Source organism: Nonomuraea sp. MTCD27 (genome assembly GCF_041950495.1).
GTDB lineage: Bacteria > Actinomycetota > Actinomycetes > Streptosporangiales > Streptosporangiaceae > Nonomuraea.
In genome coordinates, this window is the sequence record NZ_JBGNUW010000010.1 from 52,223 (window position 1) to 77,084 (window position 24,862).

Below are 24,862 nucleotides of genomic sequence, written 5' to 3' on the forward strand. Positions count from 1 at the left end.
CCCCATCACCCCTTAAGGACTTCTCTCCCATGACCATGACTCAAGACCAGGTGGCGGGCGCCCCGGCCCGACAGGTGCTCACGGCCGAGGAGCGGCACTCGGCCGAGCTGGCCTTCCTCGCCGCCTACGACGACGGGCCCCGGCCGCCCGGGTGGCGGTTGACGCCGCGCGCGGTGGTGACGTTCATCTGCGGCAGCGACGACGAGACGCTGGAACTGCCGAAGGACCGGCGGGGCGGCGCCGCGGCCTCGGCGGGCGGGAGCGCCGCGGCTCCGGAAAGCGGCGGCGCCGCGGCGGTGGCTCCGGAGAATGGCGGTGTCCCGGCGCGGATGAAGGTGGAGGCCAAGTTCGTCGGGGAGCGGGCGCTCGTGGAGCGGTGCGTGGTGACGCTCGCCGGAGAGCGCGGGCTGCTGCTCGTCGGCGAGCCCGGCACGGCCAAGTCGATGCTGTCGGAGCTGCTGGCCGCCGCCGTGTGCGGCACCAGCGCGCTCACCGTACAGGGCACCGCGGGCACGACCGAGGACGCCTTCCGCTACGGCTGGAACTACGCCCTGCTGCTGGCCCAGGGCCCGAGCCGGGCGGCGCTGGTCGACTCCCCGGTGCTCACCGCCATGCGATCCGGCCGCGTGGCCAGGGTCGAGGAGATCACCCGCTGCCTGCCCGAGGTGCAGGACGCCCTGGTGTCGATCCTGTCTGATCGGCGGGTCAGCGTGCCCGAGCTGTCCGGGAGCGAGGACGCCCAGGTGGCGGCGGCGCCCGGCTTCACCGTGATCGCCACGGCCAACCTCCGGGACCGCGGGGTGTCGGAGATGTCGGCCGCCCTGAAGCGGCGCTTCAACTTCGAGACCGTCGGGCCCATCGCGGACGCGGCGGCGGAGACGGCGCTGGTGCGCCGGCAGGCGACGGCGGTGGTGCACCGGGCGGGGGCGGCGTTCGGGGTGGACGACGCGGTGCTGGAGGCGCTGGTCACCGTCTTCCGCGACCTGCGTTCCGGGCGGTCGGACGAGGGCTGGGACGTCGAGCGGCCCGGCACGGTGATGTCCACGGCGGAGGCGGTGCAGGTGGCCGCCTCGCTGGGGGTGGCGGCCGCCTACCTGCCCGCGGGCGACGTGCTCGACCTGGTGCCCGGGCACCTGCTGGGCGTCGTGCGCAAGGACGATCCGGCTGATCACGGGCGGTTGCTCGGCTACTGGGACGGACCGGTACGCCGCCGCGCCGAGCACGGCGCCGCGATGTGGCGCCGCCTTTGGGACCTGCGGGAGAACCTCCGTTGAGCCCGAAGAACGGCTCTCCCGAGGAGCTCCGGGGAGTGGACGGCTCTCCTGGGGATCTCCGGGGGGTGGACGGCTCTCTCGGCGATCCTCGGCGGGTGGTGGCGGAGCTGGCCGGGGCGCGGCGGCCGTACCTACTGGGTGTCCGGCACCACAGCCCCGCCCTGGCCGCCGTCCTGCCCGCGCTGCTGGACGCGGCGGACGCCGAGGTGGTGTGCGTCGAGCTGCCGGTGGACTTCCAGCCGTGGCTGGAACACCTCGCCGACCCGGCGACCCAGGCACCGGTCGCGCTGGCGGGGGCCGGTGGGGCGGGCGGGCTCGGGTTCTACCCGTTCGCGGACTTCTCGCCGGAGCTGGTGGCCATCCGGTGGGCCTGGAAGCGCGGGGCGGAGGTGGTGTGCTGCGACCTGCCGCTGTCCGACGCAGGCTGGCACACCCCAGCCCCGAGCCCGGCCCCAGCCCCGAACCCGAACCCGGCCCCACGCGCCGACCCGGACCCGGCCCCAGACGCGAACCTGGACCGGGTCCCGGATCCGGACGGCCCTCTGGATCCGGACCGCGCCCTGAATTTGGACCGGGTCTCGGATTCGGACCGGGCCTCGGGTTCGGGGCGTGGGTCTGCCGGTGCGGTCGAGGGGCGGCGGCGGGCGTTCGCTGAGGCGCTGGCGGACTCCGCGACCGGGCGTGAAGGCGACGACATGTGGGATCGGGCCGTCGAGGTGCTGGCGCCCGGATGCGAGCCGGAAGCCGTGCGCCGGGCCGCGCTCGGCGTTGGATGGGCGCTGAGGCGGGATGCCGAGGCGGCGGGCGGCGTGCCCGCCCGGGACCTGGCGCGTGAAGCCCACATGCGCCGCGTCCTCGCCGAGGCCGCCGCCGGCGGGCGCCGGGTCGCGGCCGTGGTCGGTGCCTTCCACGCCCCTGCCCTGGTCGATGACGGCGCTGCGGAGCGGGGCTCGGCCGCTGGGCAGGTCACCCCGGGTCCCGTCGAGCGGCCAGTCACCTCGCTCGTTCCCTACGCTTTCGACCTGCTCGACTCCCGCTCCGGATACCCCGCGGGCATCCGGGATCCCCGGTGGCAGCAGGCGGTGTTCGAGGCCGGCGGGGATCCGGAGCGGGTGCGGGACGGCGCCGCGCGGGCGATCACCGACCTGTGCCGGGAGATGCGCGCCGCCGGTCATACGGCGGGCACCGGGGAGGCCGTCGAGACGCTGCGCCTGGCCTGCGACCTGGCGCGGCTGCGCGGCCTGCCCGCCCCCGGGCGGGGCGAGTTGCTGGAAGCGGTGACGACGGTGCTCGGGCAGGGCGAGCCGCTCGGCCGTGGCCGGGCGCTCGCGCAGGCGCTCGAGACCGTCTTCATCGGTACGGAACGCGGCCGTACCGCCCCGGGCACCCCGCGTTCCGGGCTCGGACCGGCGGTCGAAGCGGAGCTGGCCGCGCTGCGGCTGCCCGGCCCGGACAACCCGGACCGGCGGGAAGTGCGCCTCGACCCGCTCCGCTCCGACCTCGACGCGCGCCGCGAGGTCCTGCTGCAGCGGCTGCAGGTCTGCGGCGTCCCGTACGGCGAGCCGGTCGAGGTGGCCGGGACGGGCGACGCCGCCGCGCTCGGCACCAGGTGGCGCCTCTCCTGGACACCGGCGGTGCCCGCGCTGCTCGACCTGGCGGGCGTACGCGGTGTGACCCTGGAACAGGCCGCGGCCGGCACGTTGCGGGAGGCGTACCGGAGAGAGTCCGCGGAGGGCGGGCCCACCTGCCGGCTGATTCTCGACGGCCTCCGCGCGGCGGCCCGGTGCGACCTGCCCGAGCTGGTCGCGGACCGGCTCGCCGACGCGGCGGTCGCGCTGCCCGCGACCGCCACGCTCGCCGAGCTGCTCGACGCCCTCGACCTGCTGGAGGCGCTGCGCCGCGAGCACCTGCCCGGCACCACGCCGCAGGGCCGCGGGCAGGCCGCCGAGCTGGCCGGCACGCTGCTCGAGGCCGCGGTACGCGCGCTGCCGGGCCTGGCGGGCAGCGACCTGCCCGAGGACGCGTCCGCGCTGGTCGCGCTCGCCACCCGGGTCGGCGAGGAGCGGCTGGGGCTGCGGATGGACGACGCGCTGGGCGAGCTCGCGCGTACGGCGGCGCCGCTCATGCAGGGCGCGGCGCTGGCCGCCCGGGTCCTGCTCGACCTCGACGGCGCCGACACGCTCGGCGCCCGCGCGGCCGGCTGGATCGACACCGCCACCGGCCCCGACGGCCGCCGCCGGTTGAGTCGCCTGCTGACCGGCGTGCTGACGGCCGCCGGCCCGCTCCTCGAGTCCGCCCCGGCGGCTCTCGGCCCGCTCATGGACCGCATCGACGACCTGGCCGACCAGCAGTTCCTCGACCGGCTGCCCGCGTTGCGCGGCGGCTTCGACACGCTCGCTCCCGCGGCGCGCACGCGGCTGCTGGACACCGTGTCCGAACGGCTCGGCGACCGGCTCGACCTGGCGTTGACCGCGTCCCCCGAGCTGATCGGACTGTGGACGGCCGCCGACTCCGCCGGACTGGCCGTACTGCGCTCTCTGGGGCTGTCCGGCTCCGGCGCGCCGGAGAGCTCGGCCGCCGAGATCGCGGATCCGGCATCCGCCCCATCGGCGCGGGCCGATGACGCGCGACGGCTGGCGCCGGGGGATCGGTGGCGGTTGCTGCTCGGGCGGGAGTCGGAGCGGCTGCCGTCGAACGCGCGGGCGTACGCGCGTGCCCTCGACGAGCTGTACGGCGCCGGCCGCGGCGAGGGCTCCGACGACTTCGAGCCCCGGGGCGACGGCGGGGGGCAGGAGGAGTCGTTCCCCACGGCGCGGGAGTGGGCGGAGGAGCTGGAGGCGCTGTTCGGGACCGAGGTGCGCGAGGAGGTGCTGGCCCAGGCCGCCGACGCCGGGCGTACCGACGTGCTGGCGCAGCTGGACCCCGCGTCCGTACGCCCGTCCGTCGAGCTGCTCACCTCCGTGCTCTCCCTGGCCGGTGGCCTGCCCGAGCAGCAGGTCGCCAAGCTGCGGCCGCTCGTGAAACGGCTGGTCGCCGAGCTCACCCGCGAGCTGGCCACGAAGCTGCGGCCCGCGCTGACCGGGCTGGGAAGCCCGCGCCCGACCCGCCGTCCTGGCGGGCGGCTCGACCTGCCCCGCACCCTGCGTGCCAACCTCCAGCACAGCCGGCGCCTGGAGGACGGGCGGCTGGTGGTGGTGCCGGAGCGGCCGGTGTTCGGGACACGGGCCCGGCAGGAGGCCGACTGGCGGCTGATTCTCGTGGTCGACGTGTCGGGCTCCATGGAGGCGTCGGTGATCTGGTCGGCGCTGACCGCCGCGGTCCTGGCGGGGGTGCCCACGCTTTCCACTCATTTCCTGACGTTCTCCACCCAGGTGATCGACCTGACCGACCAGGTGACCGACCCGCTCTCGCTGCTGCTCGAAGTCCGGGTCGGTGGCGGCACGCACATCGCGGCGGGGCTCGCTCACGCGCGCACCCTGGTGAGCGTGCCCAGCCGTACGCTCGTGGTGGTCGTGAGCGACTTCGAGGAGGGCTATCCGCTCGGTGGCCTGCTCGGGGAGGTACGCGCCCTGGCCGGGTCCGGCGTACACCTGCTGGGGTGCGCCGCCCTGGACGACAGCGGCGTACCGCGCTATTCGCTGCCCGTCGCCCAGCAACTCGTCGCGGCCGGGATGCCGGTCGCCGCCCTCAGCCCGCTCGCCCTCGCCCGCTGGGTGGGCGATCGCCTTCGCGGAGAGAACCGGTGAATTCCCCAACCTCGAACGTCCCCGCCGCCGCCTCCCAGCTGCCGGCCGCGGCGCCGCACGTGGTCGCCGCCGCCGTGGAGGGGCTCACCTCCCGGCTGCGGAAGAAGCTGGACGCGGCCGTCGAGCAGTACGCCGCCCTTGCCGTCGAGGTGGTGGATGGTGAGGGGGTTCGGATCGTCTGCGGTGAGGACGCGGTGGTGACGCTGTCGCCGGGGGCGTCCGGGGTGGTCGTGGAGGAGGGGCAGGCGAGGTGCAGTTGCCTGCTCGCGCCACGATGCCTGCACCGGGCCGCGGTGCTCTGCGCGTGCCCGGTGGGGGAGCCCGGGGCTGTGGCGGTCGGCCCCGATGCCGCCCCCGATGCCGCCCCCGGTGCCGCCCCCGGTGCCGTCCTCGATGCCGCCCCTGATGGAGGCGTCGTTGGTGGTGGCGCCGGCTCCGGTGAGGTCGTGGCGGCCAATCCGGGAGCCGGTCCGGGGGCCGGTCTGGGGGCTGGTTCCGGTGCGGGTCCCGGGTCTGCCGGTGGGTCGCCGGCCGGGGCAGATCCAGCCACCGGACTGACGCCGGCCGGCGGTGACGGGTCAGTCGCCGCGGCCGGTGGCGGGCAGGTGGGCGCTGCGGCCGGTGGTAGACAGGTGGGCGCCGCGGTCGACAGCGGGCGGGTGGCGGCTGCGGCGGGGTTGTGGCGTGCTGGGGCGTCGGTGCTGGTGGCCGGGGTGCCGGGCGCCGGTGCGGTGGCGCAGGCCGAGTTGCTCCGCGCCGCCCATACCGCTCGCCTGGCCGGGTTGCCCAGGGCCGAGGCCGCGGCCCTCCGGGTCGTACGCGGGCTGCGGTCGGCGCGCGAGCAGCACGGCGGCCACCGCCTGGCGGACCTCGTGTCCGCACTGCGCGAGCTCCTGCTCATCACAGGCAGGCTGGCCGCCGCGGATCCCGATCCGGCGCTGGTCGGCAGCGTTCGCCGGAACTACGAGCAGGGCGGCAGCCTGCGCGTCTACGGCGTCTGCCGGGAGCCGGTGATCAGCGCCACCGGGTACGGCGGTGTCGTCACCCACGTCGTCGCGGAGGACGGCCGCTGGTTCTCCGTCTCCGACGTCAGGCCGGGCGGGCCGGCGCGCGCCCGTGGCGCGGGCACCGCGACCGTCGCCATCGGCTCCGCGATGCTGACCCACGCCCAGCTGGCCAGGGCCGGACTGCTGATCGTCGGAGCCACCGTCTCCCCGGACGGTCGGCTCGGCGCGGGCAGCGGGGTACGCGCGACACCGTCGAACGGCATGCCCTGGACGGAAGGGCCGCTGGCCGCACTGTTCGCGCGCCCGCTGGGCGAGGCGGCCAGGGCCCGGCTCGCCGGGGATTCGTGGAGCGAGTCGGACACGGCGGACGAGGCCCGGGAGCCGGTCGGGTGCGATCTGGTGATCGTCGGCGCGGCGGGGGATCACGTGCTGGCGCGCGAACTCGTACCCGGCGACGGCGAGGTGCGAGCGGATGGGCCGCTGATCCGGCTCGTCCCGGCCGACCGGCACCCCGACCTCGCCCACGTCGCCAACCTCCAGCGGCTCGCGTCCCGGCCCGGGTTGTGCGTGCGGGTCGTGGGACGGGTCGAGCCGGATCGGGCGGCGACCCTGTCCGCGCTGGCCGTGGGGCCCGTACCTGGGGTGGAGGCGACGTTGCGGCTGCCCGCCGAATGGCACGGCCGGGCCGACCTCGGCTACGACCGCCTGCAGAGCGCCCACCTTCCCTCGCCGGCCGACGACCTGGAAGGGCTCATGGGCGGGGCCGGCAACGTGGATCCGGTGTCCAGCGCGCCGTTGTGGCGGGTGCGGCGGCTCGTCGAGCTGGCCGTCGCCGGTGGACGCCGGGCGGTGGCGGAGTCGGGACGCGGTGGCGACTTCAAGGTGCAGGGGGCGTCCCTGCGCCGGAGCGGCTTCCCCGCCGCGGCCGAGCTGGCCGCGGGACTCGCCGCCGAGGCCGATCGGTGGCAGCGTGACGTGTTCGGCCGGTTGACGGATGCCGGGCCGGATCGGTACGCGCGGGCGTGGCTGGCCGCGGCCGTCCACCTGTCCGCGACGGAACGGGCCCTCGTCGAGGCGTCCTGGCAGACCGCCGGTTGAGGGCTGCGCCGGAGCGTTTGGGAGGCGGCGGGCCTACGCGCCTGTGGTGGCCGGTCCGTCAGGACGTGTGGTGGCCGGTCCGTCAGGACCTGTCGTGGCCGGTTCGTCAGGGGGCGGGCCGGTGCGTTCGGGGGAGGGGCCTGCGGGGTTATGAGCTGCCGGGCATGAGCCGGGCGGCGAGGAGGGCGGCGAAGGCGAGCAGTGCGACCCCGCAGGCCGCCTCCAGGACTCGTACGGCCAGTGGCGGCAGCGCCTTGCGGAGCACGGCGATGAGGCCGGCCGAGACGAAGCACCAGGCCAGGGAGGAGGTCATGAAACCGGCGAAGAAGACGGCCAGGCTCGCGGCCCCCGCGTCGGAGCCCAGCACCGAGCTGACGGCCCCGGCCGCGCCCGACCAGTAGACGACGTTCCAGGGGTTGCCGAGCGACATGGCGGCCCCGACCGCGAGGGCGCCACGGCCGGGGCGGGCGCCCGGGGGCGGGGCGGGGCGGGGGAAGGCGGCGTCGCGGAGCGCCGTCAGGCCGAGCCAGCCGAGCAGGAGGCACCCGGTGACCGTCAGCGGGACGCGCAGCGCCGGTACCGTGAACAGCGCTCCGACGCCGGCCAGCCCGAGCAGCGCCCATACGGCGTCACCGGCCAGCGACCCGGCCTGCACCGCGAACGCCGGCCGGAACCCTCCCCGTACGCCCCTCCGCAACGACTCGCTGAACACCGCACCCGGCGCCGCGTTGAACAGCAACCCCACCCAGAAGGCCAGCATGAAGATCTCGGACATGGCGTTCACTCTCGCGGCAGGTGCCCCGAGCCGTCTTGTCGGATATTGACGGCCCGGTAACGGCCGGGCGTGATGGCGTACGCGGCGGTGAAGTGCCGGTGGAAGTGCGCCTGGTCGGCGAACCCGAGGTCGTGGGCCACGACGGCGACGGGCCGGCCCGCGCGCAGCCTGCGCCGGCCCTCCGCGAGCCGGGCCTGCAGGTGCCAGGCGTACGGCGGGCAGCCGGTGGCCCTGGTGAAGGACCGTACGAGGTGCTCGCGGGACATCCCGGCGGCGTCGGCGAGGTCGGCCAGGCGGGGTGGGCTGGACAGGTCGGATCGCAGCCGGTCCAGCACGGCGGCGATGGGCGCGGGGATGGCGGAGGGGGCCGGCGTGGTGGTACGGGCGGCGGTGGGGAGCGGAGCGGCGGCGCGGTCGAGCAGGTGGAGGAGCATCTGCGTCAGCCGTTCCGCCACCAGGGCAGCGTCGTCGCCCTCGGCGTCCAGGTCCCGCGCCGCCCGCAGCAGTTCCGAGCGCAGGTGGGCGGCGCGTACGACCGGCCGTTCGAACTCCGGCGGCGGCCCGCCGACCAGTGACTCCAGCACGGCCGGCGGGACGTACCAGCTCACGCACGTGAACGCGACGTCGTCCGGTGTCCGGGTGGTGCAGGACTGGACCTGGCCGGGGTTGTACACGGTCACCTCGTCCAGGTCCACCTCGAACGACGACCGGTCCAGCCGCACCTGCTCGCGCCCGCACAGGTTGACGCTGATGACGTACTCGTCGTGGCTGTGCCGGGCGAAACCGCCGGAGACCGGCCTGATGACGGCCAGCTGGGTGCCGTCCATGTCCCAGACCTGCATACCGGCAAGATTAGGTCATACGGGAGGAACCAGGACAAAGTAGCGATCGAGTACGGCCCTGTCGCCCCGCACGTCGAGCCCGTCGGCCGGGATCCGATGCCAGAGGAACAACATCAGGTCCGACGCCGTACCGGCCAGCTCGACGTCGAAGTCCCCGTCGCCGACCCGTACGTGCTCGCCCTCGAAACGGACCACCCACTCACCCGGCCCGTCGGTCCGGACGAAGCGGAACCCCTCGCCCGCCCCCGCCGGGGCCTGCGTCCAGGCCCGCCGCGCGGGCGCCATCACCTCGAACGTGTGCGCGATCGCATCCGCCGCGATCTCCTCGGCGATGGGACGAGGGGTGCCGAGGGCGCCCTCGGCGTCCCACCGGTGCACTGCGGCCTCGATGACCTGTATCCGCAGCCAGAACCCGACCGTCCGCTCCTCCCACCAGGTCCACGCGGGCTCGTCCGGCGCGCGCTCCCGGAACAGCGCCGCGAGCCGGTCCGCCCCATCCGCGAACCAGTCCAGCAGGCTGCCCGGGATCGGCCCGAAGGTGGGGGACCGGTCCGGCGCGGGCCAGCCCGCCGTGTCGGGTGGCGATTCTGTGCGGGCCAGGTAGGCGAAGTCGGGCGGCTCCTTGAGCCGGTCCCGGACGATGACGCCGACGAATCGATGGACCCCGCTCAGGTGGCCCACGAGATCGGACATGGTCCAACCGGGGCAGGACGGCACGATGGGCGCGTCGCCTGCGTCGGCCGCCTGGCGGGCGGCGTCCTGGAATGCGCGTACTTCCCGCTGGAAATGTGCGACAGCTTCCATGGCGTTCACTGTGCCCTATGGGAAAGATCGGCCTCGACCGGGTTTCCCTTGGGCCGCGATCCGATCAGGTGAGCGCCGCCGGCGACGGCCAGGGCGAGGCCCACGAGCGCGGCGCTCACCCACAGCGGCGACCGGAACCCGAGCCCGGCCCCGATCGCGACCCCGCCCAGCCAGGGACCGAGCGCGGCCCCCACGTTGAACGCCGCCGTGGCGAACCCGCCGGCCAGGGTGGGGGCGCCGGTGGCCGCGTACAGGACCTGGGAGATCAGCGTGGAGCCGACCGCGAACGACAGCGTCCCCTGGACGAACACCAGCGCGACCGCCGGCACCGGCGCTCCGGCGGCCACCGCGAAGGCGGCCCATCCGGCCACCAGCGCCACCCCGCCGATCACCAGCAGCGGTAGGGGCCGCCGGTCCGCGATCCGCCCGCTGATCGTCACCCCGGCGAACGACCCCAGCCCGAACAGCGCGAGCATCCCCGGCATCCAGGCGGACCCGATCCCGGTGACCTCGGTGAGCAGCGGCGCGAGGTAGGTGAACGTGCAGAAGGTGGCGCCGTTCACCAGCGCTCCCAGCAGCAGGAGCACCAGCAGCCGAGGCCGCCGCAACGCCCGCGCCTCGACCCGCGCCCGCCCCGGCAACCGCCCCGCACCCCGCCCACCGACGCGCCCGCCGTTCCGGCTGCCGGTCCCACCGGAAGCGTCGTTCCCGCTAGCAGCGTCGGCGCCGCCCGGAGCTCCGGCCGGTACGGACTTCAGGACCGCGACGATGGCCGGCACCAGCGCGAGGGCCACCGCCCAGAACGCCGAGCGCCACCCCCACAGCTCACCGAGCAGCGCGCCCCCGGGCACCCCCGCCACGCAGGCGACGGTGACCCCGCCCAGCAGGACGGACGTGGCCCGCCCCTTGGCGTCCGGCGGCGCCAGCCCGACCGCCGTCGCCATGGCCACCGCCAGGAACCCGGCGTTGGCCAGCGCCGCCACGACCCGCGTGCCGAGCAGCACCTCGTAGCTGGTCGTGACCGCGCCGAGCACGTGGACGAGCAGGAAGACCACCAGAAAGGCCAGCAGCGCGAACCGCCTGGACAGCCGCAGGCTCAGCACCGCCATCAGCGGCGCCCCCACCACCATCCCGGCGGCGAACGCCGAGGTCAGCAGCCCTGCGGCGGGGATGGACACGTTCAGGTCCCGGGCGATGCCGGGCACCAGCCCGGACAGCATGAACTCGGACGTCCCCTGGGCGAAGACCGCCAGTCCGAGCAGGTAGACAGCGAAAGGCATGAAAGAAACTCCGCGACCACGTCATGGATCGGCACATGGATGCGCGCAGGACGGAGTGAGGATCGTCCTGCCGCGTGAGAGGCGCCCGACGACCGGTGTCAGAAGGGCGACCAGAGCACGACGCAACGGTGCATCCGAATGGCGTGGCGGGAATTCCCGGGCAGAGGCCGGCGATGCGTGCGAACGCACGGCCAGTGCGGGAGGAATGGGTCCAGGCGTCAGCGCCCCGACCTGCGGGGGCAGCAGCGCGGAACAGCCACCGGACGACCGGTGGCTAGCGTCTTGACGCCTCGGGGCTGGACATACGCGGCAACGTAGCAACCCGTACGCGCCACGTCCAATGGATTTGCTATCTTGGACCGACCGTTCCAAGTTAGGGGGTGCCGATGCCGGACGTGAAGCATTTCGATCCCGACGCCGTGCTGGAGCAGGTGGAGCGCCTGTTCTGGCAGCGTGGGGCCGCCTCCACGGGAGTCGCGGAGGTCGTGGCGGCGACCGGCCTGAGCCGCTCCAGCCTGTACGCGACGTACGGCGGCAAGCAGGACCTCTACGTCAAGGCGCTGACCCGCTACGTCGAGCGCCGTTCGGAGCCGGTGTTCCAGGCCCTGGCGACCGACGGGCGCGGCCTGCCCGCCATTGCCGCCTTCTTCGACCGGCTGATCGAGGCCCGGTGCGCGGGCGAGCACGCGCGCTGGGGCTGCATGGTCTCCAACGCCCATGCCGAAGGCGCCGACCCGGAGGTGCGCCGCGTGCTGGACCGCCACCAGGACCGGCTGCGCACGGCCATGCGCACCGCCCTGGAGGCGGCCGGTCCGCACCTCCGCCCCGACACGGACCTCGACGCGGCCGCCGAGCTGCTCACCCTGCTCGCCTACGGGGTGAACCTGCGCTCGCGCGCCGGCGCCGACGCCGCCGCGCTCCGCAAGGGCGTGACCGCCGCCCTCGACTCCCTCCGCCCGGCCGCCGCCTGACCGAAGCCCGCCGGACGGAAACCTGACACCCGACAGAACGCGAGGAGAAGACAGATGGACGCCAGACCGCAAGTAGTGATCTTCGACGTGAACGAGACCCTCACCGACATGGAGCCGCTGAGGGCGAGGTTCGAGGAGGTGGGCCTGTCGGGCGAGCAGATGACGGCCTGGTTCGCGAGCGTGCTGCGCGACGGCTTCGCGCTCACGGCCGCCGGCGGCTACGCCGAGTTCGCCCAGATCGCCACCGACGTCCTCAAGGCCCTGGGCCTGGAGGACAAGGCGATCGGTCACGTGCTGAGCGGGTTCGCGGAGTTGCGGGTGCACCCCGACGTGCCGGCGGGCATGCGGGCGTTGCGCGAGGCCGGGATCCGGCTGTTCACCATGACGAACGGCGCCGCCGCCATGACCCAGGGCATCCTGCGCCGCGAGGGCCTGCTCGACCTGGTGGAGGCCACGCTGGACGTGAGCGGCCCCCGGGTCTGGAAGCCGGCCGGAGCGGCCTACGAGTACGCCGTGGCCCAGGCGGGGGTGGACCCCGGGCAGGCGGCTCTGGTGGCGGTGCACCCGTGGGACATCGACGGCGCCCAGCGGGCGGGGCTGATCGGGGCGTACCTGGACCGGCGCGGGACGGCGTACCCGAGCGTGATGAGCACCCCGCACGTCTCCGCCCCCGACCTGCGGGCACTGGCGGAGAGGTGGACGTAGGAGGCTAGAAGAACCGGGCGCTCTGGACGTACTCCATCGCCTTCGTGAACTCCGGATCGTTCAGCCGGCGCCCCAGCTCCTCCTCGGAGACCTCCTCCACCCGCGTCTGGATCCACCACAGGTTGCCGAACGGGTCGCGCACCCGGCCCACGCGGTCACCCCAGTACAGGTGCGTGACGTCGGTGATCGACGTCCCGCCCGCCGCCACGGCCCGGCGGTGGGTGGCGTCGGCGTCGGGGACGTACAGGCGCAGGAAGGCCGGCGTGGGCGGCCAGCCCGGCGCGGAGTCGAAGAGCATCACGATGGCGTCCCCGATGCGCACCTCCGCGTGCCCGATCCGGCCGTCGGCATCCGTCACGCGGCCCAGCTCGACGGCGTCGAAGGCGGTCTCGAGGTAACGGATGATCCCGTCCGTGTCGGGGGAGATGATCCACGGCGTGACGGTCGTGTACCCCTCGGGGATCGGCTTGACGGTCATGTTCCCTCCAGGAAGGTCAGTGCGTTCTCACCGACACTAGGCCCGAAGTAGGCCAGAACCTGTCCTACATAGGATGGGATCCATGGCCGACTCCCGCCTCCTGAACTTGCTGTCGCTGCTCCAGACCCCGCGGGAGTGGCCGGGCGGAGAGCTCGCCGAGCGCCTGGGCGTCAGCCGCCGCACCGTCCGCCGTGACGTGGAGCGCCTGCGCGACCTCGGCTACCCGGTCGAGGCCACGATGGGCGCGGCCGGCGGCTACCGGCTGGTCGCGGGCACGGCCATGCCGCCGCTGCTGCTGGACGACGAGGAGGCGGTGGCCATCACGGTGGGCCTGTCCACCGCGGCCAGGCACCCGGTGCAGGGCATCGAGGAGGCGTCCGTACGCGCTCTGGCCAAGCTGGAGCAGGTGTTGCCCGCCCGGCTGCGCCACCGGGTCAGGTCGCTGGGCGGCGCCACCGTGCCCATGCCCGCCCTCGAAGGGCCCCAGGTCGATCCGGGGCGGCTCACCGCGCTGGCGGTGGCCGCGGCGGGCAAGGAGCGGGTGCGGTTCGCGTACCGGGCCAACGACGGGGGCACGAGCAGGCGGCTGGTCGATCCGCATCGGCTGGTGGTGGCCGGGCGGCGCTGGTATCTGCTGGGCCACGACCTCGACCGCGACGACTGGCGGATCTTCCGGATCGACCGCATCGACGAGCTGCGTGCGACGGGTGCCAGGATCGTGCCGCGCGAGCTGCCTGCCGGGGACGCGGCCGCCTACGTGGCGGGCCGGCTCTACTCGCTGGCGTCCACGTACGAGGCCGTCGTCACGCTGCACGCCCCCGTCACGGAGCCGATCAGGGCGCTGGGCGAGGTCACCCCGATCGGCGAGCGGGCCTGCCGCCTGCGCATGCACGCCGACACCCTCGACTGGCTGGCCTTCCGGCTGACGACGATCGGCTGCGAGTTCGAGGTGCACGAGCCGCCCGAGCTGACCGAGCACCTGCGGGAGCTGGCCGCCCGCCTCACGAGGGCCGCGACAGGAACTCCAGCACCATCGGACCCGCCACCTGCCTGAACTCCTCGAAGTACGCGTGCCGCGCCCCCTCGATCATCCGCAGCCCGGCCCCGGGGATGCGCCCGGCCAGCAGCGGCGCGTTGGCGGCCGGGTTGAACACGTCGTCGGTCCCGTGCACGACCAGCGTGGGCGCGGTGATGCCGGGCAGCGCGTCCCAGCTGTCGTGGCCCGCGCTGGCGGCCAGGTGGCGGCGCCGGGTGAAGGCGGGCATGTCCGGGTCGCCGGTCGTGCGGTGGGGGCCGGGGTGGGCGGCCAGCCAGGCGGGGGTGTACATGAGCTCCAGCAGCGCCCGCTCGGCGGCGGCCCGGTCCGGCTGGGCCAGCGACCTGCGTACGTCGTTGCTCCGTTCGATCCCGTGGGCGCCGCCCGGCGAGCTGCAGCCGAGCACCAGCGCCCCGACGCGCTCGGGGTGGTCGGCCGCCAGCCACTGGGCCACCCGGCCGCCCATCGACGTCCCGTACACGTGCGCCCGCCCTGCCCCCACCTCGTCGAGCACGGCCAGCACGTCGGTGGCGAAACCGCGCGTGGTGTACGGCTCGTCGGGTTTGTCGCTGTCGCCCGTGCCGCGGTAGTCGAGGGTGATGGTCTGGTACGTCCCGTCGAAGTCCGCGCGTACGGAGTCCCACCAGCGGTGGTCGTTGGCCTGCCCCTGCAGCAGCACGAGGGGCGGCCCGTCGCCGCGGACCTGGTAGGACAGCTTCACGCCGTCGGAGGTGGTTGCGTAAGGCACGACTTCGATGGTGCCCTACGTTGGAAGGTGTCCGGTTCGCCGCCCCGGCTCCGACGTCCCTCCCGAAAGGCAACCCAGAGAGAGGACGACCCCGTGAAGTACATGATCCTGTCCTACGCCTCCCAGCAGGACTACGACGAGATGTCCGGCAAGGACACCGGGCGGGTCACCTGGACCGAGAAGGACATGGCGGCGATGAACGAGTTCATGACGGCGGTCAACAAGGAGCTGGAGGAGTCCGGCGAGCTGGTCGAGACCCGCGGCCTGGCCGCGCCCGTCCACACGCGCAGGGTGGGTGCCCGCGACGGCGTCCCGTTCGTCACCGACGGGCCCTACGCCGAGACCCAGGAGGTGCTGGCGGGCTACTGGATCGTGGAGTGCGAGAGCTTCGACCGGGCCACCGAGATCGCCGCCCGCCTGGGCCAGTGCCCGTTCCCCGGCGACGTCCACGCCAACGCGTACGCCGACATCCGGCCCATCATGGAGTCCGCGGACGACATGGGGTTCTGAGGGAGGGACGGGATCGACGGGATCGCCGGAGAGGGCCTGCTGCGCGAGCTGGCGCCGCAGGTTCTCGGCGCGCTGGTCCGGCGCTACGGGCACTTCGACACCGCCGAGGACGCGGTGCAGGAGGCCCTCCTCGCGGCGGCCACGCAGTGGCCGGAACAGGGCGTACCGGACGATCCGCGGGCCTGGCTCATCACGGTGGCCGCGCGGCGGCTGACCGACCTGCTGCGCGCCGAGCAGGCGCGCCGCCGCCGCGAGGACACCGTCGCGGCGCGGGCGCTGCCGGACGACTGGCTGGCCCCGGCCGCCGACCAGCCGGCCGGCGCCTCGGACGACACGCTCATCCTGCTGTTCATGTGCTGCCACCCGTCGCTGACGCCGGACTCGCAGATCGCGCTCACGCTGCGCGCGGTCGGCGGCCTGACGACCGCGGAGATCGCCCGCGCGTTCATGGTGTCCGAGGCCACCATGACGCGCCGGATCACGCGGGCCAAGCAGCGGGTCAAGGACAGCGGCCTGCCGTTCCGCCTGCCCCGCGCGGCCGAGCGCGCCGAGCGGCTGGGCGTGGTGCTGCACGTGCTCTACCTGATCTTCAACGAGGGGTACGCCAGCACGTCCGGGCCGGACCTGCACCGCGCCGAGCCGGCGGCGGAGGCGATCAGGCTGGCCCGCATGGTGCACCGGCTGCTGCCCGGCGATGCCGAGGTGGCCGGGCTGCTGGCCCTCATGCTGCTCACCGACGCGCGCAGCCCGGCGCGCACCGGGCCGGACGGCGCGCTGATCCCGATGGCCGAGCAGGATCGCGGCCGGTGGAACGCGGCCTACATCGCCGAGGGCGTCGAGCTCGTCACCGGCGCGCTCTCCCGGGGGACGCCCGGGCCCTACCAGCTCCAGGCCGCCATCGCCGCCCTGCACGACGAGGCGCCCACGGCGGAGGAGACCGACTGGCCGCAGATCACGGCGCTGTACGAGCTGCTGATGCGCATCTCCGGCAACCCCATGGTGGCGCTCAACCACGCCGTGGCCGTGGCCATGGCCCACGGTCCCCGGGCCGGGCTCGACCGGCTCGAACGCCTCCAGGACGACGACCGGGTCTCTGGTGACCACCGGCTGCACGCGGTCCGGGCGCACCTCCTGGAGATGGCCGGCGACCTCGCGGGGGCCCGCCAGGCGTACGAGGAGGCGGCCGGCCGCGCCATGAGCCTGCCCCAGCAGCGCTACCTGCACGCCAGGGCGGCCCGCCTGTCAGCCGAACCTGATGTGCCGCAGCGTGACCCCGATCCGACGCAGCCGGCGCCGTAGCGCGCCGTCGGTGTCGGGCGCCAGGCGCAGGCCCGCCGCCTCCGCGATCCGGTCGGCGACCTGCTGCAGCCCGAAGCCGACGTGCTCGGGGTCGCACACCACGCTGGACGGGAGGCGGCGGTGCAGCTCGTGGGCGGTGTGCGTCTTGCCGCCGCCGAACGGGCCGTTGATCCACACGAGCATGGCGGTCAGCCTACGGGTTCGCACCCCCCGGGGCCGCCTCGAAGACGGTCAGGGACTTCAGCTCGTGCCGTCCGACCGCGCCGAACAGCTCCGCCAGCCCCTTGTGGATCCGGCCCAGCTTGTCCTCGGGCAGGCGCAGGCGGCGGGCGATCGGGCCGGGAGCGGCGCCGCCGTGCCAGGCGAGCACCAGGCGCCCGCCGGGGCGGGTGACCCGGCGCAGCTCCCGCAGGCCGGCCTCCAGGTCGGGCCAGAGGGCCACGTTGTTCACCGCCACCACGCAGTCGAAGCTGTCGTCGGGGAAGCCGGTGTCGGCCGCGCTGCCCAGTCGCAGGTCGGCGCCTCCCGCGTGGCGGGCGGCCTGGGCGCGCATCTCGGGTGAGGGGTCCACGCCGCAGACGCGACCGGCGCCCGTACGGGTGAGGAGCCGGACGAGGCCGCCGGGGCCGTACCCGATCTCCAGCACGTGCTCGCCGGGGCGCACGCGCAGGACGCGCAGGAGCTCGCCCTGCCGGTTCGTCCACAGCATGAAGCGCCCGGCCAGGCGTCCGAGCAGCCCGGATGGCGCGGCGAAGGGCGAGTTGACGGGTCCGCCCGTGACCCACGATGTGGTTCCCATTCCTCCAGGGAAGCGGTTCAAGGCGACTTGAAGTCAAATGGAGGCATGGAACCGATCCCGATCGGCGAGGCCGCGCGTCTGCTCGGCATGAACGCCTCCGCGCTGCGCTACTACGAGGAGCGCGGCCTGGTCGTCCCGGCCGGCCGCAGCCGGGGGCGGCGCGTGTACGGCAGGCAGGAGCTGCGGCGGCTGGTCTTCCTGCGCATGTTGCAGCAGCTCGGCGTGCCACTGGAAACGGCCGGGGCGGTGCTGGACGCGCCGGGGGAGGAGTGGCGGGCGGCGGTGGGCGAGCGGATCGAGGAGCTGGACGAGGTGATCGCGCGGGCCAGGGCGGCGCAGTGGGTGCTGGGACACGCGCTGGAGTGCCCGGCCGAGCATCCGGCCCGGGACTGCGACCACCTCGTCGGGATGCTGGATCAGCTGCTGGAGGGGTACACGTTCGCGCAGCTCGCCGCCGAGCACGAGCCGCGGTGGACGTCGCTGGGATTGACGGAGTGAGCCCTCACTCCGTACTGTGGATGGTATGACGAACCCGACCGCACGCCGCAGAGCGCCGGCGATGAGCCCGGAGCAGCGGCGCGAGATGATCGTCCGCGCGGCCCTCCCCCTGGTGGTCGAATACGGCACGTCCGTCACCACCGCCCAGATCGCCCGCGCGGCGGGCATCGGCGAGGGCACCATCTTCCGCGCCTTCGGTGACAAGGACAAGCTGCTGGCCGCCTGCATGGCCGAGGCGGTGCGGCCGGACGACACGCTCGCCCACGTGGCCTCGATCTCGCTGGACCTGCCGCTGGCCGAGCGGCTGGTGGAGGCGTCGGAGGCGCTGCGCGGCTACCTGTCGCGGATGGGCGCGGTGGCCGGCGCGATGGCGGCCTCGGGCGCCCTGCGCCGCGGGGCGCCTCCCGCCGACGAGGGCGAGCCGGCCGAGGAGGGCGGGCCCGAGGGAGAGGGCCGCCGCGATCGTGCGATGTCCTCGCGGGACGCCTCGATGGCGGCCACCAACGAGGTGCTGGCCGGCCTGTTCGAGCCCGAGCGCGACGCGCTCAGGCTGCCGCCGGAGCAGCTCGCCCAGGCGTTCGGGTTCCTGACGATGGCGGCCGGCCGGGGCCCGGCCCCGCTGGGCTCGGCCGAGCTGGTGGACCTGTTCCTGCACGGGGCCTACGCGAACTCCGGAAAATAATCGGCGCGGCGGGGGAATGCATCGGCGGGGGGTGTGGTTACATACATTGTGGCCGGTGTGCCCAGTGTCCCCGGGCCTCACCTATTGCCTTCGCGGACTACCGTTCGGCTGGAGCCGCGTTGTGCCTTTCGCCGAGAGGCGACACGCACACCGGTACGCACTCGTAGAACGCCCGCCCTCTCCGGAGGGCGGGCGTTCGCGCATGTTCAGGACTTCTCCCAGTACGGATCCGTGACGCCCCCGGGAGAGGCCAGCGCCTCGGAGTCGAGCCCGGTGAGCCTGGCCCCCGCCTGGTAGGCGCTGTCCAGGAACTCCAGCACGGCCCCCACGGGATCCTCCATGGCCCGCACGTCGTCATACCGCAGGACCGCCAGATGGCTGCCCCGGGCCGTGATCCACTCCGCCTGGGCGGGGCGCAGCGGCTCCCGTTCCAGCCCCTCCGGCTCCGGCGCGGTGTAGGAGTAGAAGGCCGGCCACGGCCGCTCCTTGTCCCCGAACCAGAACCCCGAGCTGATGACCTCCCAGCTGTAGGCCTCCCGCGTGACCGGGTCGGCGTCAGGCGAGATCTTGACCACGCGCCCGGTGAACCGGGTGACCGCGATGTCGAAGGTGTGCCAGAAGTGGTGCACCGGGCTCGTCTTGCCGGCGAAGTCGGCGGCGAAGCGGTCCAGCAGCTGCACCACCTGCGACAGGATCCGCCAGTAGCGGTTGATCAGCATCGGGTCGTAGCGGGCGTGCAGCGTGTCCTCGGCGAACGGGGTGTCGTCGCCCATGTCGAACGGCACCGCCCAGATCTCCGGCCGGATCCCGAGCCCCGCCAGGGTCTCGAACAACCGGTCGTGGAACGAGGCCACCGACCTGCCGATCAGGCTGAACTCCGCGCTGCGCCCGTCGAACACGTCCACCACCAGCCGGTGCCGTACGAGGTCGAAGTCGACGCAGAACAGCGGTTGCTCGCCCAGCCCGCCCATCGGCCGCGTGGTGAGCCCCCGCCCGGTCGGATGGAACGGCACCTGCCACCAGTGGTTTCGCCGGTTGCTCGAAGCAAGCCGGATCTTCCCCACGATCTGGGCGAACCTGTGAAAGGTCTCCTTGGCCTCCGTCCACTCAGCAAGCGGCATTGCCGGGAACAGCTCCATGACGGCCCCCTCCGACTTAGAGCATTCACCGCAATCGTAACTACCCGGAGTATTCGGTCAGCTCCCAGGGGTCGTGAGCGGAGAACACGGCCACTCCGTGATCATGCCGGAGCGAGCGCAGGAGCCCCTGGCTCGACAGCCGCCGCTCGCCGTCGACCTGGGCGTCGAGCTGCACGATGTCCAGCAGCGGGTGGGAGCGCGGCGCACGGTCCAGCTCGCCGTGGTAGAAGTACGCGTCCCCGGCGTGCAGCAGCCAGCGCCCGCCGTCCCTGACCGCCACCCCGGCGTGCCCCCGGGTGTGCCCGTCGAGCGGCACGAGCAGGAAGTCCCCTTCCGGCAGGCCCGCCAGCGGCCGCACCCCGTCGGCGCCCAGCCAGGTGGTGCCGGTGCCGGGGTAGGTCACCCAGTTGGGCGCGTGCGCCCAGTGCGAGGGCCGGTAACGGCGGTTGGGCGCCTGCGCCAGCGCGTCCTCCAGCTCCGCCGCCATGACGTGCACCCGGGCCCCCGGGAAGTCCGGCAGGCCGCCGCTGTGGTCCACGTCGAGGTGGGTGAGGACGATGTGGCGTACGTCGGCGGGGTCGTACCCGAGCGCCGCCACCTGCCGTACGGCCGTCTCGCCGGGCACCAGCACCGGCTCGACGAGCTCGGCCCACTCGCGGTCGAGGCTCTCGCCCGGCTTGGCCACGTCGTCCAGGCCGAGCCCGGCCTCCACCAGCACCAGCCCGGAGGCCGGGGTCTCGACGAGCAGCGCGTGGCACACCGCACGGGCCGCGGGCAGGCCGTCGATCGAGTCGATCTCGCGCATCGAGGCGAGGTTGAGATGATGAATTCGCATGCCGACTAGACTGCGACTTGAAGTGCGGTTCAAGTCAAGGAGCCAGGTCGTGGACGAAGCGTTGATCGACATCGGTGAGGTGGCGAGGCAGAGCGGGCTGGCCGCGTCGGCGCTGCGGTTCTACGAGCGCAAGGGGCTCATCGAGGCCGAGGGGCGCAACGGCCTGCGGCGCGCGTACCGGCCGGAGACGCTGGCGCGCCTGGCGCTGATCGCCTGCGCCCGCGACGCCGGGTTCAGGCTCTCCGAGATCGCCGACTTCCTGCGGGCCAGGCCCTCGGACGCGCGGCTGCGCGAGCGCATGGCCGCCAAGGAGCGCGAGGTGGCCGAGCGTGTCGCGCAGCTCACCCGGCTGCGCGACAGCCTGCGCCATGCGGCGGTCTGCGAGCACGATCCGCTGGTGGAGTGCCCGGAGTTCAAGCAGGCCCTGCGGCGGGTGCCGCAGGGGTGAGGGCCGTCAGCTGGAGCTGACGTATTTCCTGGGTCGCAGCGCGTGGGCCCGCAGCGCCGCCAGCGCGGCGAGCTGGCCCGGCCGGTCCATCCGCACCGCCAGCTCGTCGCTGAACGCCAGCCCCAGCGCCGTCAGCTGGGCCACCAGGTCGGTCACCGGCCCGGTGACGTCCTCCACGCCGGTCGCCGGGTGCCAGCCCTCGCCGCCCACCACCTCGGCCACCCGCTCGCGCAGCTCGCCGGGCGACATCAGCGTGCCGTCGGCGAGCAGCATCAGCGCGGCCTCCCTGGCCGACACCTCGAACTCGTGCTCGCCCCTGGCCAGCAGCAGCCTGGTGACCGCCGTCCACATGGCTGTGGACGACTTGAGCAGCCGCAGGCCGTAGTCGGTGATGGCCAGCTTGGCCCCGTCGCGGCGGATGGCGCCCAGCTCCCGCTCGGCCAGGTCACGCAGCCTCAGCGCCTCCGGCGAGGGCGCCAGCCGCAGCGGCAGGCTCTCCCCGGAGGCGGCCAGGGACAGCAGCCGGTGCAGGGCGGGCATCGGCTGCGGGGTCACCGGCGCGTGCAGGCGCACCTCGAAGGGCTGGGCCAGCTCCCGCCTGGCCGGGCCGCGGCCCAGCACCCAGCGGTTGAGCCGCTCGCCGTGCACCCGGTTGAGCCAGCTGTCGCCGCCCAGCTCGGCACGCGGCTCGGTGAGCCAGCGCCGGGTCAGCGCCGTACGGTCCACGCTCTCGCCGGCCACGATCGCCAGCTCAAGCGCGGCGGAGCAGGCGATGTGCGCACCCAGCTCCTCCGGCCCCATGATCATGCTCCACTGCAGTTCGGGCACGTCGGGCGGGAGCACGCCCGTGGCCTCCAGGGCCTGCTGGTAGGCGGCCGTGCCGGCGTCCTCGCCCTCGCGGGCGTAGGTGCGCAGGATCTGCAGGGTCGTCGGCGACACGCACAAGGCGGCGTATCGTTCCATTCCACCCAGCTGGAGCAACTGCCCCAGTGAACGAGCCAGGCGCTCGTGGTCCCCGCCGGGCTTCTGCGGTCCGACCTTGAGCGGCAACGTGTACCAGAGAAACTCGCAGACGTCGAGCTGGGTCACCGTCTCCAGCGGCTCCCCACCCGTCAACCATTCGACGGCGGTCCTGGCCTCCTCGGCCAGATCCGGCTGAGATCGCTCCAACTCGGCGAGAAGGGCGGTGACATCCGGTGCACTCATGCCTCGAAGTTTGCCGTATCGACCCCGGGCCTGACGATGACCGAATCCGGTGCGTATTGGGTCTTGCACAGCGACTACCCTAAGGAACCCCTGTTGAGCCTTCTGCAGCGGTTCATATCCACCGCTTCTCGAAGAGCATGCGGGCCTTCCAGTCGACGTACGGGATCAGCTCGGCGGACAGGATGGGGTGCAGCCACCAGAAGTTGATCAGTGCGAGCAGGGCGAACGCGCCGACGGCGGCGGCCCCGATGGTACGGCGCACCGGCATCGCCCCCGTGGCCGTCGGCGTGGACGGCCCGATCAGCAACCCGGCGCACAAGGTGATGGCCAGCACCATGAACGGCACCATCGGGATGGCGTAGAACAGGAACATCGTGCGGTTGTCGGCGATGGCGAAGTAGAACCACGGCAGCCAGCCCATGGCGTAGGCCAGCAGCACGGCCCCGGCCCGCCAGTCGCGCGAGGAGACGTACCAGGCGATCAGGGCCACCAGCGCGGCCACCGCGCCGAACCAGATCACCGGCGTGCCCACGCCGAGCACGGCCTCCGAGCAGTCCTTGACCCCGCAGGCGTTCTGCTTGCCCTCGTAGTAGAAGGCCACGGGACGCAGCAGCAGCGGCCACTGCCAGGGCTCGGACATGTACGGGTGCGAGGTCTCCAGCCCGCTGTGGAAGGTGAAGACCTGCCACTGGTAGTGGACCCACGACCGCATCGAGTCGAAGACGAAGAAGAACGGGTTGCCCGGGGAGGTCGCCTGGTCCCAGTTGCGCCCGTAGCCGGTGGCGTTGACGAACCAGCCGGTCCAGGTCGCCATGTAGGCCACGAAAGGCACGATGCCGAACGCCAGGACCCCCTGCGGCACGTCCTTGTTGAACGCCCCCACGTAGGGCTGCCGCAGCCCCACGGCGCGGCGGGCGCCGAAGTCCCACATCAGCGACATGATCGCGAACGCGACCGCGAACGCCAGCCCCGACCACTTGACCGACATCGCGAAGGCCAGGCACACCCCGGCCCCGATCCGCCACCACCTGATGCCCAAAGACGGCCCCTGCGGCGAGATCGGCGAGCCCTCGTACCAGGAGACCAGCTTCTCGCGCGCCCGGTCCCGGTCGACCACCAGGCAGGCGAACGCGGCCAGCACCCAGAACATCAGGAAGATGTCCAGCAGCGCCGTGCGCGAGAGCACGTAGTGCAGGCCGTCGAGCGCCAGCAGCAGGCCCGCGAAGCAGCCCAGCAGCGTCGAGCGGGTCATCCGGCGGGCCACCCGGGCCAGGATGAGGATCGACAGCGTGCCGATCACCGCCGCCGCGACCCGCCAGCCGAACGGGTTGAGCCCGAACAGCCACTCGCCCACGCCGATCATCCACTTGCCCAGCGGCGGGTGCACGACGTAGGAGGCGCACTTCTCCAGGTCCTGCGGCGCGCACGACTGCCAGATGTCGGTGTTGCCGGCCATGATCGCCTTGTCGGCGTCCTTGATCGTGACCCGCTCGACGCCGTGGGTGATGAGCGAGAAGCCGTCCTTCATGTAGTACGTCTCGTCGAACACCACGGCCTTGGGATGGCCGAGCCCGATGAACCGCAGGATCCCCCCGAACAGGGTGACCAGCAGCGGCCCGCCCCACCCCCACAGCACGCTGCCGCGCATGGGAGGAATGACCCGATCGCGTACGGACCGCGCCTTGGGTTGGCTCTCGCCGACCTCCGAACTTTCGTAGGCCTGGTACGGGGAATCGGTCACCGCCATTCGGACATCGTACGGGCCCCAGAGCGGTGGTTACCCAAGAAACACGGTCTATTTGGGATGCCCTGCCACAATGGTCGGGTGACAGGGAACGGCAGGTTGGTGCTGGCAGGAGCCCCCATAGGCCAGGCGGGCGACGTCTCGCCCCGGCTCCGAGAGGTGCTGGCGGGCGCCGACGTCGTGGCCGCCGAGGACACCAGACGGCTGCGCAGGCTCGCGGCCGACCTGGACGTCGAGATCACCGGCCGGGTGGTGTCCTACTACGACCAGAACGAGGCGAGCCGCGCCCAGGAGCTCGTGGAGACCCTCAAGGAGGGCCGCACGGTCGTGGTGATCACGGACGCGGGCATGCCGGGCGTCTCCGACCCCGGCTACCGCCTGACGCACCTGGCGATCGAGGCGGGCGTCACGGTCACCGCGCTGCCGGGGCCGAGCGCCGTCACCACCGCCCTGGCCGTGTCGGGCCTGGCCAGCGACCGGTTCTGCTTCGAGGGCTTCCCGCCGCGCAAGCCGGGCGAGCGGGCCCGCCGCCTGACCGGCCTGGCGGCCGAGGAGCGCACGATGGTCTTCTTCGAGGCGCCGCACCGGCTGGCCGGCTCCCTGGAGGCGATGGCGCAGGCGTTCGGTCCCGACCGGCGGGCCGCGGTGTGCCGTGAGCTGACCAAGACCTACGAGGAGGTGCGCCGCGGCGGCCTCGGCGAGCTGGCCGAGTGGGCGGCCGCGGGCGTCAAGGGCGAGATCACGGTCGTCGTCGCCGGCTACGTGCCCGGCGAGGCCGAGCAGGACCTCGACGCGCTGGTCGCGGAGGTGGACCGCAGGGTCGCCGAGGGGGAGCGGCGCAACCAGGCGGTCGCCACGGTGGCCAAGGGCGCGGGCATCCCCAAACGGGAGCTCTACGACCTGGTTCACAGGCGATCCCCCACGCCATAGGGTGCGCT

At 73.7% G+C, this 24,862-nt stretch carries 24 protein-coding genes; 12 read left to right on the plus strand and 12 right to left on the minus strand.

Features of this window, described 5'->3' with window-relative positions; all coding sequences use genetic code 11:
- The first annotated feature begins 29 nt into the window (after nucleotides 1–29).
- From ACBJ59_RS28055 to ACBJ59_RS28065, 3 genes are read left to right on the plus strand one after another with little or no spacing between them, the layout of a single operon-like run.
- Nucleotides 30–1,274 carry an AAA family ATPase gene (locus tag ACBJ59_RS28055; protein ID WP_375113238.1) on the plus strand — a complete coding sequence of 415 codons (1,245 nt, stop codon included), beginning with the start codon at nucleotides 30–32 and terminating at the stop codon, nucleotides 1,272–1,274.
- Entirely contained in the window at nucleotides 1,271–5,020 is a 3,750-nt protein-coding gene (locus ACBJ59_RS28060) for a DUF5682 family protein (protein ID WP_375113239.1), read from the plus strand. The genes ACBJ59_RS28055 and ACBJ59_RS28060 overlap by 4 nt, the downstream gene beginning before the upstream one ends.
- Nucleotides 5,017–7,125: a hypothetical protein gene (locus tag ACBJ59_RS28065; RefSeq protein WP_375113240.1), complete on the plus strand. Its 2,109-nt coding sequence runs from the start codon at nucleotides 5,017–5,019 to the stop codon at nucleotides 7,123–7,125. The genes ACBJ59_RS28060 and ACBJ59_RS28065 overlap by 4 nt, the downstream gene beginning before the upstream one ends.
- 148 nt (nucleotides 7,126–7,273) lie before the next feature.
- On the opposite strand, the gene ACBJ59_RS28070 is transcribed toward ACBJ59_RS28065, so the two are convergent.
- Genes ACBJ59_RS28070 through ACBJ59_RS28085 form a run of 4 tightly spaced genes read right to left on the minus strand, consistent with a single transcriptional unit; the run spans nucleotide 7,274 to nucleotide 10,826 of the window.
- Nucleotides 7,274–7,900 carry a LysE family transporter gene (locus tag ACBJ59_RS28070; RefSeq protein ID WP_375113241.1) on the minus strand — a complete coding sequence of 209 codons (627 nt, stop codon included), beginning with the start codon at nucleotides 7,898–7,900 and terminating at the stop codon, nucleotides 7,274–7,276.
- 5 nt (nucleotides 7,901–7,905) lie between these two features.
- A complete protein-coding gene (locus tag ACBJ59_RS28075) occupies nucleotides 7,906–8,742 on the minus strand; it encodes an AraC family transcriptional regulator (RefSeq protein WP_375113242.1) in 837 nt (278 codons plus the stop codon).
- Nucleotides 8,743–8,757: 15 nt separating this feature from the next.
- Nucleotides 8,758–9,546, minus strand: coding sequence for a maleylpyruvate isomerase family mycothiol-dependent enzyme (locus ACBJ59_RS28080; protein ID WP_375113243.1), 789 nt, complete (start codon nucleotides 9,544–9,546; stop codon nucleotides 8,758–8,760).
- A 5-nt stretch (nucleotides 9,547–9,551) separates the two neighbouring features.
- Entirely contained in the window at nucleotides 9,552–10,826 is a 1,275-nt protein-coding gene (locus ACBJ59_RS28085; RefSeq protein ID WP_375113244.1) for a Cmx/CmrA family chloramphenicol efflux MFS transporter, read from the minus strand.
- A 386-nt stretch (nucleotides 10,827–11,212) separates the two neighbouring features.
- Here ACBJ59_RS28085 and ACBJ59_RS28090 point away from each other — a divergent pair, with 386 nt between their 5' ends.
- Both ACBJ59_RS28090 and ACBJ59_RS28095 read left to right on the plus strand, forming a co-directional pair.
- Nucleotides 11,213–11,797 carry a TetR/AcrR family transcriptional regulator gene (locus ACBJ59_RS28090; RefSeq protein ID WP_375113245.1) on the plus strand — a complete coding sequence of 195 codons (585 nt, stop codon included), beginning with the start codon at nucleotides 11,213–11,215 and terminating at the stop codon, nucleotides 11,795–11,797.
- A 54-nt stretch (nucleotides 11,798–11,851) separates the two neighbouring features.
- Complete coding sequence (locus ACBJ59_RS28095) at nucleotides 11,852–12,502, plus strand: haloacid dehalogenase type II (protein WP_375113246.1); 651 nt, start codon at nucleotides 11,852–11,854, stop codon at nucleotides 12,500–12,502.
- Between the two features lie 4 nt (nucleotides 12,503–12,506).
- Here ACBJ59_RS28095 and ACBJ59_RS28100 read toward each other — a convergent pair whose 3' ends face one another.
- Nucleotides 12,507–12,980, minus strand: coding sequence for a VOC family protein (locus ACBJ59_RS28100; protein WP_375113247.1), 474 nt, complete (start codon nucleotides 12,978–12,980; stop codon nucleotides 12,507–12,509).
- 82 nt (nucleotides 12,981–13,062) lie between these two features.
- On the opposite strand from ACBJ59_RS28100, the gene ACBJ59_RS28105 reads away from it, so the two are divergent.
- Nucleotides 13,063–14,034: a helix-turn-helix transcriptional regulator gene (locus ACBJ59_RS28105; RefSeq protein ID WP_375113248.1), complete on the plus strand. Its 972-nt coding sequence runs from the start codon at nucleotides 13,063–13,065 to the stop codon at nucleotides 14,032–14,034.
- Here ACBJ59_RS28105 and ACBJ59_RS28110 read toward each other — a convergent pair.
- A complete protein-coding gene (locus ACBJ59_RS28110) occupies nucleotides 13,982–14,764 on the minus strand; it encodes an alpha/beta fold hydrolase (RefSeq protein ID WP_375113249.1) in 783 nt (260 codons plus the stop codon). The genes ACBJ59_RS28105 and ACBJ59_RS28110 overlap by 53 nt on opposite strands.
- 102 nt (nucleotides 14,765–14,866) lie before the next feature.
- Here ACBJ59_RS28110 and ACBJ59_RS28115 point away from each other — a divergent pair, with 102 nt between their 5' ends.
- Nucleotides 14,867–15,274 carry a YciI family protein gene (locus ACBJ59_RS28115; RefSeq protein WP_375113498.1) on the plus strand — a complete coding sequence of 136 codons (408 nt, stop codon included), beginning with the start codon at nucleotides 14,867–14,869 and terminating at the stop codon, nucleotides 15,272–15,274.
- A gap of 21 nt (nucleotides 15,275–15,295) precedes the next feature.
- Nucleotides 15,296–16,573, plus strand: a complete 1,278-nt coding sequence (locus ACBJ59_RS28120; protein ID WP_375113499.1) for an RNA polymerase sigma factor — start codon at nucleotides 15,296–15,298, stop codon at nucleotides 16,571–16,573.
- On the opposite strand, the gene ACBJ59_RS28125 is transcribed toward ACBJ59_RS28120, so the two are convergent.
- Nucleotides 16,517–16,756: a hypothetical protein gene (locus ACBJ59_RS28125; protein ID WP_375113250.1), complete on the minus strand. Its 240-nt coding sequence runs from the start codon at nucleotides 16,754–16,756 to the stop codon at nucleotides 16,517–16,519. The genes ACBJ59_RS28120 and ACBJ59_RS28125 overlap by 57 nt on opposite strands.
- A gap of 10 nt (nucleotides 16,757–16,766) precedes the next feature.
- Nucleotides 16,767–17,372, minus strand: coding sequence for a class I SAM-dependent methyltransferase (locus ACBJ59_RS28130; protein ID WP_375113251.1), 606 nt, complete (start codon nucleotides 17,370–17,372; stop codon nucleotides 16,767–16,769).
- Nucleotides 17,373–17,417: 45 nt separating this feature from the next.
- Between ACBJ59_RS28130 and ACBJ59_RS28135 the strand changes: the two genes are divergently transcribed.
- Together ACBJ59_RS28135 and ACBJ59_RS28140 are read left to right on the plus strand one after the other, a co-directional pair.
- Entirely contained in the window at nucleotides 17,418–17,870 is a 453-nt protein-coding gene (locus tag ACBJ59_RS28135; protein WP_375113252.1) for a MerR family transcriptional regulator, read from the plus strand.
- 25 nt (nucleotides 17,871–17,895) lie between these two features.
- A complete protein-coding gene (locus ACBJ59_RS28140) occupies nucleotides 17,896–18,552 on the plus strand; it encodes a TetR/AcrR family transcriptional regulator (RefSeq protein WP_375113253.1) in 657 nt (218 codons plus the stop codon).
- Between the two features lie 206 nt (nucleotides 18,553–18,758).
- Here ACBJ59_RS28140 and ACBJ59_RS28145 read toward each other — a convergent pair whose 3' ends face one another.
- Together ACBJ59_RS28145 and ACBJ59_RS28150 are read right to left on the minus strand one after the other, a co-directional pair.
- On the minus strand, nucleotides 18,759–19,691 hold the full coding sequence (locus tag ACBJ59_RS28145) for a DUF5996 family protein (RefSeq protein ID WP_364128863.1): 933 nt from the start codon (nucleotides 19,689–19,691) through the stop codon (nucleotides 18,759–18,761).
- A gap of 40 nt (nucleotides 19,692–19,731) precedes the next feature.
- Nucleotides 19,732–20,526 carry an MBL fold metallo-hydrolase gene (locus tag ACBJ59_RS28150; protein WP_375113254.1) on the minus strand — a complete coding sequence of 265 codons (795 nt, stop codon included), beginning with the start codon at nucleotides 20,524–20,526 and terminating at the stop codon, nucleotides 19,732–19,734.
- A gap of 49 nt (nucleotides 20,527–20,575) precedes the next feature.
- Between ACBJ59_RS28150 and ACBJ59_RS28155 the strand changes: the two genes are divergently transcribed.
- Nucleotides 20,576–20,974, plus strand: a complete 399-nt coding sequence (locus ACBJ59_RS28155) for a MerR family transcriptional regulator (RefSeq protein WP_375113255.1) — start codon at nucleotides 20,576–20,578, stop codon at nucleotides 20,972–20,974.
- A 6-nt stretch (nucleotides 20,975–20,980) separates the two neighbouring features.
- Here ACBJ59_RS28155 and ACBJ59_RS28160 read toward each other — a convergent pair whose 3' ends face one another.
- Entirely contained in the window at nucleotides 20,981–22,180 is a 1,200-nt protein-coding gene (locus ACBJ59_RS28160) for a hypothetical protein (RefSeq protein ID WP_364128870.1), read from the minus strand.
- A gap of 112 nt (nucleotides 22,181–22,292) precedes the next feature.
- A complete protein-coding gene (locus ACBJ59_RS28165; protein ID WP_375113256.1) occupies nucleotides 22,293–23,927 on the minus strand; it encodes a dolichyl-phosphate-mannose--protein mannosyltransferase in 1,635 nt (544 codons plus the stop codon).
- Nucleotides 23,928–24,005: 78 nt separating this feature from the next.
- Here ACBJ59_RS28165 and rsmI point away from each other — a divergent pair, with 78 nt between their 5' ends.
- A complete protein-coding gene (rsmI, locus tag ACBJ59_RS28170) occupies nucleotides 24,006–24,854 on the plus strand; it encodes a 16S rRNA (cytidine(1402)-2'-O)-methyltransferase (RefSeq protein ID WP_375113257.1) in 849 nt (282 codons plus the stop codon).
- The last annotated feature ends 8 nt before the right edge of the window (nucleotides 24,855–24,862 follow it).

Excerpts from the sequence above, each read along its gene's own strand:
- ACBJ59_RS28055 (WP_375113238.1), top strand. The coding sequence starts at position 30 with ATGACCATGACTCAAGACCAGGTGGCGGGCGCCCCGGCCCGACAGGTG.
- ACBJ59_RS28070 (WP_375113241.1), bottom strand. The coding sequence starts at position 7,900 with ATGTCCGAGATCTTCATGCTGGCCTTCTGGGTGGGGTTGCTGTTCAAC.
- ACBJ59_RS28075 (WP_375113242.1), bottom strand. The coding sequence starts at position 8,742 with ATGCAGGTCTGGGACATGGACGGCACCCAGCTGGCCGTCATCAGGCCG.
- ACBJ59_RS28080 (WP_375113243.1), bottom strand. The coding sequence starts at position 9,546 with ATGGAAGCTGTCGCACATTTCCAGCGGGAAGTACGCGCATTCCAGGAC.
- ACBJ59_RS28085 (WP_375113244.1), bottom strand. The coding sequence starts at position 10,826 with ATGCCTTTCGCTGTCTACCTGCTCGGACTGGCGGTCTTCGCCCAGGGG.
- ACBJ59_RS28090 (WP_375113245.1), top strand. The coding sequence starts at position 11,213 with ATGCCGGACGTGAAGCATTTCGATCCCGACGCCGTGCTGGAGCAGGTG.
- ACBJ59_RS28095 (WP_375113246.1), top strand. The coding sequence starts at position 11,852 with ATGGACGCCAGACCGCAAGTAGTGATCTTCGACGTGAACGAGACCCTC.
- ACBJ59_RS28100 (WP_375113247.1), bottom strand. The coding sequence starts at position 12,980 with ATGACCGTCAAGCCGATCCCCGAGGGGTACACGACCGTCACGCCGTGG.
- ACBJ59_RS28105 (WP_375113248.1), top strand. The coding sequence starts at position 13,063 with ATGGCCGACTCCCGCCTCCTGAACTTGCTGTCGCTGCTCCAGACCCCG.
- ACBJ59_RS28115 (WP_375113498.1), top strand. The coding sequence starts at position 14,867 with ATGATCCTGTCCTACGCCTCCCAGCAGGACTACGACGAGATGTCCGGC.
- ACBJ59_RS28125 (WP_375113250.1), bottom strand. The coding sequence starts at position 16,756 with ATGCTCGTGTGGATCAACGGCCCGTTCGGCGGCGGCAAGACGCACACC.
- ACBJ59_RS28130 (WP_375113251.1), bottom strand. The coding sequence starts at position 17,372 with ATGGGAACCACATCGTGGGTCACGGGCGGACCCGTCAACTCGCCCTTC.
- ACBJ59_RS28135 (WP_375113252.1), top strand. The coding sequence starts at position 17,418 with ATGGAACCGATCCCGATCGGCGAGGCCGCGCGTCTGCTCGGCATGAAC.
- ACBJ59_RS28140 (WP_375113253.1), top strand. The coding sequence starts at position 17,896 with ATGACGAACCCGACCGCACGCCGCAGAGCGCCGGCGATGAGCCCGGAG.
- ACBJ59_RS28145 (WP_364128863.1), bottom strand. The coding sequence starts at position 19,691 with ATGGAGCTGTTCCCGGCAATGCCGCTTGCTGAGTGGACGGAGGCCAAG.
- ACBJ59_RS28150 (WP_375113254.1), bottom strand. The coding sequence starts at position 20,526 with ATGCGAATTCATCATCTCAACCTCGCCTCGATGCGCGAGATCGACTCG.
- ACBJ59_RS28160 (WP_364128870.1), bottom strand. The coding sequence starts at position 22,180 with ATGAGTGCACCGGATGTCACCGCCCTTCTCGCCGAGTTGGAGCGATCT.
- ACBJ59_RS28165 (WP_375113256.1), bottom strand. The coding sequence starts at position 23,927 with ATGGCGGTGACCGATTCCCCGTACCAGGCCTACGAAAGTTCGGAGGTC.